Source organism: Streptomyces sp. 15-116A, assembly GCF_025290915.1.
Taxonomy (GTDB): domain Bacteria; phylum Actinomycetota; class Actinomycetes; order Streptomycetales; family Streptomycetaceae; genus Streptomyces.
Genome location: NZ_JAOCQE010000328.1, coordinates 1 through 6,203, shown reverse-complemented (window position 1 = coordinate 6,203; position 6,203 = coordinate 1). Strand labels below are relative to the sequence as shown.

7 protein-coding genes are annotated in these 6,203 nt (G+C 72.9%); 1 reads left to right on the top strand and 6 read right to left on the bottom strand.

Translation table 11 applies throughout. From position 1 onward, the window contains the following. The 3 genes from N4P33_RS31265 to N4P33_RS31255 form a co-directional block, all read right to left on the bottom strand. A partial coding sequence (locus N4P33_RS31265) for a hypothetical protein (protein WP_260830317.1) occupies positions 1-209 on the bottom strand: 209 nt, incomplete at its 3' end. A gap of 153 nt (positions 210-362) precedes the next feature. Next, entirely contained in the window at positions 363-1,196 is an 834-nt protein-coding gene (locus N4P33_RS31260; protein ID WP_260830316.1) for an ABC transporter ATP-binding protein, read from the bottom strand. Beyond that, positions 1,189-2,127 carry an ABC transporter permease gene (locus tag N4P33_RS31255; protein ID WP_260830315.1) on the bottom strand — a complete coding sequence of 313 codons (939 nt, stop codon included), beginning with the start codon at positions 2,125-2,127 and terminating at the stop codon, positions 1,189-1,191. Before N4P33_RS31255 ends, N4P33_RS31260 begins: the two co-directional genes overlap by 8 nt. Positions 2,128-2,280: 153 nt before the next feature. Between N4P33_RS31255 and N4P33_RS31250 the strand changes: the two genes are divergently transcribed. Continuing rightward, the gene (locus tag N4P33_RS31250; RefSeq protein ID WP_260830314.1) at positions 2,281-2,913 is read left to right on the top strand and encodes a TetR/AcrR family transcriptional regulator; all 633 of its coding nucleotides are present in this window, start codon (positions 2,281-2,283) and stop codon (positions 2,911-2,913) included. Here N4P33_RS31250 and N4P33_RS31245 read toward each other — a convergent pair. The 3 genes from N4P33_RS31245 to N4P33_RS31235 all read right to left on the bottom strand — a co-directional run. Further along, a complete protein-coding gene (locus tag N4P33_RS31245; RefSeq protein WP_260830313.1) occupies positions 2,900-3,868 on the bottom strand; it encodes an ADP-ribosylglycohydrolase family protein in 969 nt (322 codons plus the stop codon). The two genes, N4P33_RS31250 and N4P33_RS31245, sit on opposite strands and share 14 nt — an antisense overlap. 9 nt (positions 3,869-3,877) lie before the next feature. Next, the gene (galE, locus tag N4P33_RS31240) at positions 3,878-4,858 is read right to left on the bottom strand and encodes a UDP-glucose 4-epimerase GalE (RefSeq protein WP_260830312.1); all 981 of its coding nucleotides are present in this window, start codon (positions 4,856-4,858) and stop codon (positions 3,878-3,880) included. Between the two features lie 86 nt (positions 4,859-4,944). Continuing rightward, on the bottom strand, positions 4,945-6,203 hold a 1,259-nt coding region (locus N4P33_RS31235), incomplete at its 5' end, for a transferase (protein WP_260830311.1).

Here is a 6,203-nt window from a genome sequence, read left to right as displayed (position 1 = left end):
GCGCGGGCCGCCGCGTCGGAGGTGCCGTCGGGCAGCGGCAGCACACGCAGGTCGGGGGCGTGCCGTTCGGCGGTCTCCCGGGCCCAGTCGCCGACCGCGGCGACGACGATCTCGGTGCCGGGCAGGGGCTGGGCGGCGAGGGAGTCGAGGAGACCGGTGAGGTGGTCCTGGATGTTCGGCCCGTGGACGATGACGCTGAGCTCGGGCATCGGGGGCTCCTTCGTCTCGCCGCCACACTCCGGACATCCCTCTTCCGGTCATAGTGGCACCAATACGACGAACGGGCACTGCAACCCCGCCAGGGGCGCGGGGAACTGCGCGACCAGCCCACCGCGGTCCGCAGCCGCCACGACGCCGCACCCCTACGGCGACACCGCGGCCTTGACGGCCTTCTTGGTTCCACCCCCGGTGAACGCCTCGTACTCCTCGAGCACCTCCTCCGTAGGCCCGTCCATCCGCAGCTCCCCTCGCTCCAGCCACAGCACCCGATCGCACGTCGTCCGGATGGACTTGTTGTTGTGGCTGACCAGGAACACCGTCCCGGCGCGCTTGCGCAGTTCGCGGATGCGGGCCTCGGAGCGCTTCTGGAAGGAGCGGTCGCCGGTGGCCAGCGCCTCGTCGATGAGCAGCACGTCGTGGTCCTTGGCGGCGGCGATGGAGAACCGCAGCCGGGCCGCCATGCCCGAGGAGTACGTGCGCATCGGCAGGGTGATGAAGTCGCCCTTCTCGTTGATCCCGGAGAAGTCGACGATCTCGTCGTAGCGCTCGCGGACCTGCTCGCGGGACATGCCCATGGCGAGCCCGCCGAGGTGGACGTTGCGCTCGCCGGTGAGGTCGTTCATCAGGGCGGCGTTGACGCCGAGCAGGGAGGGCTGGCCGTCGGTGTAGATGCGGCCGTTCTCCACCGGGAGCAGACCGGCGACGGCCTTGAGCAGCGTGGACTTGCCCGAGCCGTTGGTGCCGATCAGGCCGATGGCCTCGCCCCGGTACGCCACGAAGGACACGTTGCGCACGGCGTGCACCGTGCGGACGCCGGACGCCTTCTCGGTCTGCTTGCGGCGCAGGATGCGGTTGAGGGCGGCGGTGGCGGAGCCGCGTCCGGCGCCGGTGCCGTTGACCCGGTACACGATGTCGACGCCGTCGGCGATGACGGTGGGGATCTTCTCGCCGCTCTTCTCGTGCGTGTGCTCAGCCACGGCCGTAGGTCTCCTCAGCCTTCCAGAAGTAGATGAAGCCGCCGACGCCCGCGAGCAGCGCCCAGCCGGTCGCGATCAGCCAGACGTGGTCGGGGAGCTGATGCGCCTGGAAGCTGTCGATCAGGGCGAAGCGCATCAGGTCGATGTAGACGGCGGCGGGGTTGGCCTGGAGGACGGGGCCGACCCAGGACGGCAGATCGCTGCCGTGCTTGGCGATGATGTGGTCGATGCTGAACATCACGCCGGACGCGTACATCCAGGTGCGCAGCACGAACGGCATCAGCTGGGCGATGTCGGGGGTCGCGGCGCCGATCCGGGCGAGGATCATGGACACGCCCGCGTTGAAGGTGAACTGCAGCACCAGCGCCGGGATCGCCAGCAGCCAGGAGGCGGCGACCGGGACGCCGAAGACCAGCAGGATCACCGCCAGTGCCGCCATCGAGAACAGCAGCTGCTGGAGCTGCTGGAGGCAGAACGACACCGGCAGCGCGGCCCGCGGGAAGTGCAGGGCGCGGACCAGGCCGAGGTTGCCGGAGATCGCGCGGGTGCCGGCCAGCAGCGAGCTCTGCGTGAAGGTCCACACGAACACGCCGGTGACCAGGAACGGGACGTAGTCCGGGACGCCGTTCCGGGTCTGCATCAGCACACCGAAGATGAAGTAGTAGACCGCCGCGTTCAGCAGCGGGGTCATCACCTGCCAGACCTGGCCGAGCTTCGCCTGGCTGTACTGGGCGGTGAGCTTGGCGGTGGCGAACGCGGTGATGAAGTGCCGGCGCGCCCACAGCTGGCGGACATAGCCGGACAGTGAGGGCCGGGCGCCGCTGACGGTGAGCCCGTGGCGGGCGGCGAGCGCGGCGAGGTCGTGCTCGGCGGCTGCCGGGGACGGGGTGGCGGCCGGTGCGGGAGGCGGTGTGTGGAGGACCTGACTCACATCCGCTGCTTTCGCTAGGGAGGGGCTGGCGAGGGCTGGCGAGCGACGCTACGTCGGGACGGGACCGTATCGTCGCAACGCGAGCGTAGGCCGGTTCGACGTCGGAACGCAACCGTCTCGTCGTAACGACCCCGCCCCCTATGCTTGGCTCGCATGACGACCAACGCCGACGAGCCGCAGCCGCGCCCCCGCCCGCGCCGCCGGGCCCCCGCGGGGGCGGCGGTCCTGCGTGAGGACGTGACGGAGGCGATCCGGGCGGCCGTCTTCGAGGAGCTCGCGGCCGTCGGCTACGCGCGCATGTCCATCGAGGGGATCGCGCGACGCGCGGGCGTCGGCAAGACCGCGGTCTACCGCCGCTGGCGCTCCAAGCTGCACCTGGTCCTCGACCTGGTCTCCGCCCTCGCCGTCCAGGGCCTGCCCGCGCCGGACACCGGCTCCCTGGAGGGCGACCTGCGCCTGCTCTACGAGGTCACGTCCCGCGCCCTGCGCCACCCGCTGGCCTCGCAGATCATCCCCGACCTCCAGGCCGAGGCCGCCCGCAACCCCGACATCGCCGAGGCCCTCCAGAAGGCCCTGCGCGAGGGCCAGGACTCGGTCGCCCGGGGCATCATCACCGCGGCGACCACCCGCGGCGACCTCCGCCCCGACCTCGACCACACCCTGGCCCTCGACCTGATCTCGGGGCCTCTCTACTGGCGCTCGGTGGTCATCCGCACCCCGAAACTGCCCAAGGGCTACCTGGCGGCCCTGGCCCGCTCGACGACGGCGGCGCTCAAGGCGTTGTGAGGCGGGAGCCGTCCGTCCCGGCGGTCAGTCTCCCGGCCAGTTCCACCAGGTCCGGTGTGCGCAGCACGCGGTCGGTGAAACCGGGCAGCGGTACGTGCAGCGGCTCGGCCCAGCGGTCCGGGACGGAGCCGATGCCGTACACGGCACCGGCCAGCCCGCCCGTGACGGCGGCCACGGTGTCCGTGTCGCCGCCCAGGTCGATCGCGGCGCGTATCGCCGCCTCGAATCCGTCGGTCGTGCGCAGTGCCCAGGCGGCGGAGCCCAGGCAGGGCCAGACGGCGCCGTTGAACTCCGTGGCCAGATCCGGATGCCAGTCGGGGGCGAGCACGGTGGCGTAGCGCTCGCGATGGTCGGGGTGGACGGCTCGCAGCGTGGCCTCCACAGCGGTGAGCGGGTCGTCGCCGGCCAGGGCCACACGCACCAGTTCGTGAAAGACCGCGGTCCCCTCCCAAGCCGCCCGGTCGCCGTGGGTCAGTGCGGCCAGCCTGCGGGCTGCGTCCATGGTGGTCTCGCGGCCACCGAGCGCGAAGTACACGGCGGACGGTGCGGCCCGCATCAACGCTCCGTTCCCAGCCGCCCGTTGGTTGCTCTGGAAGTGCAGCGCGGCGGCCAGATCCCATGGATCACCGCTGCTCAGCACCGCTTCCGTCTGGAGGCCGATGTCCTTCGGGCCCGCGGCGGCCCAGCGCTGGAAGCGGCGGAACACATCTGGGAGGTCCAGTCCGCCGCACTCCAGCAGGGACTCGGCGATCAGCACGGCCATCTGCGTGTCGTCGGTCGCCTCGCCCGGGTCCCAGCCGCCGCCCCCGCACATCTCGCCGCCCCACCCGGCTTCCGGGAAACGGGCCGAGAAGGCTCCCTCGGGACCGAACTCGAAGGGGGCACCCAGGGCGTCGCCGACGGCGGAGCCGACGACGGCGCCCACGGCGCGTGCGGTGGGCGTCGGTGAGGTCATCGGTGCAGGCTAGTCGCGGCCCGCCTCCGGGTGGAGGCGGAGCCAGCCGTGCCAGGCGGACGTGATCATGTCGTGGAGGTCGTGCTTGGCCTTCCAGGCGAGTTCTGTGGCCGCGCGGTCGGCGGAGGCGACGACTCGGGGCGGGTCGCCGGGGCGGCGGGGGGTGATCGTGGGCGGGAGGTGGTGGCCGGTGACGGTGGCGATGTGGTCGATCATCTCGCGGACGGAGACGCCCTCGCCCCGGCCGATGTTGAGGGTCAGGGAGCGGCCGGGGGAGGAGCGCAGGGCGTGGGCCGCGGCGACATGGGCCTCGGCGACGTCGACGACGTGGATGTAGTCGCGGACGCAGGTGCCGTCCGGGGTCGGGTAGTCGTCGCCGAAGATGCGCGGGGGCGCGTGTTCCGTCAGCTTCTCGAAGACCATGGGGACGAGGTTGAAGACGCCGGTGTCGGCGAGCTCCGGGCGGGCCGCGCCGGCCACGTTGAAGTAGCGCAGGCAGGCCGTGGACAGGCCGGTCGCCTTCCCGGTCGCGCGGACCAGCCACTCGCCGGCGAGTTTCGTCTCGCCGTACGGCGACATGGGGAGGCAGGGGGTCTCCTCCGTCACCAGGTCCACGTCCGGCATGCCGTACACCGCGGCGGAGGAGGAGAAGACGAAGGACGGGACCCCGGCCGTGGTCACCGCGTCCAGCAGGACGCGCAGGCCCTCGACGTTCTCGCGGTAGTAGGGCAGGGGCTGGGCCACCGACTCGGCGACCTGCTTCTTCGCCGCCAGATGGATCACGCCGGTCACCTCGTGGTCCGCGAGGGCGCGTGCCACGCGCTCGCCGTCCAGGGTCGAGCCCACCACCAGCGGTACACCGTCCGGCACGCGGTCGGCGATGCCGGTGGACAGGTCGTCGTACACCACCGCCTGTTCCCCCGCCTCGGTCATCGCCCGTACGACGTGCGCCCCGATATAGCCGGCGCCGCCGGTGATCAACCAGGTCATGTGCGGCCGTCCCCTCGTCGTTGGCCCGTGCTGGTGCGTGTGCGTGGTGCGTGTGCGGTCGGGCAGGCCCTCTCGGGCGAGCCCTCTCAGTGAAGCAGGCGCCGCAGCCTGGCGCGCAGTACCGAGACGGCTCCGGTCGGGCCCGGGGCCACGCGCAGGGCGAGGGAGCCCGAGGTGGTGGCGTAGGGGTGGAGGAGGACCAGGCCGTGCCGGAGGCTCGGTACCGCGCCCCGGCGTAGCAGGCCGGGGCCGGTGAGGGCGTGGGCCGTGGTGGCGCGGGACGTGCCGTCGCGGAAGCGCACTCGCAGCTGCAGATCCCAGGTGCCGGTGCCGAGGCGGGCCAGCCGGGCCGGGCGTACGGCCGTCTCCGCGACCCACGTGCCCCGGGACGACGCCCGCAGCGGCACCGTACGGCATACGACCGCGCCGCCCCCCTCCCGGTGCCGCCACTCCACCTCCACGCTCTCCGGGTCCGCCCGCGCCACCCTCCCGTACAGCTCGTGCAGACGCAGCCGCATCCGGGCGCCCCGCGCGCGTGGCCGCAGCTCCGCGTCGACGGCGAGCGGCAGCAGCCGCACGGGGCGGATCAGCAGCCCTTCGAGACCGACCCCCGGCAGATCCTCCGACCAGCAGGGCGAGCCGTCCGCCGCACGCGCGTACGGCGGGCACAGGCGGGCCGGGCGGGCGGCCAGCTCCGCCAGCCGGGGCAGATCGCGCGGCTCGGGGGACAGCAGCACCACCCGCCCGATCAGCCGCCCCGGCGCGACCGGGTCCCGGGCCCAGTCGGCCGCGTCGTACTCGGCGAGGACGGACCGCGTGTGCGTCCACCACTCCCGCCGGTAGTCCTCCTCGTGCAGCGGCAGCTCGCGTACGTACATGCGCAGCTCGTGGTCGAGGAACTTGGCCCGTGCCTCGCGGGCCAGCCGTTTGTGCCCGGCGGTCAGCAGGATGTCGTACGCCGTGCGGCACGCGTGCGTGCGGGCCCGCCAGTTGTCGATGTCGGCGCGGTCCAGCGAGATCGACAGGCGGCGCGCCGAGCGGCGTACGTGCCAGACGTAGACCCGGTCGGGGACGAGCGCCACGCGCGGGCCGGCCGCCCACAGGCGGGCGGTGAAGACGAAGTCCTCGTAGGGGAAGCGGCCCTCGGGGAAGCGGACGCGGTGCTCGCGCAGGAAGGCCGTGGAGTACAGCTTGTTGACGCACAGGGTGTCGTGGACGAGGCGCTGGCGCTGCTCCGGGCGGTCGACGACGGCGGGCGCCGCGTACAGGTCCGGCTCCCACGGCACCTCGCGCCCCGACGGCAGCTCCCGCCGTACGCACAGCCCGCCGGCGACGTCCGCGCCCG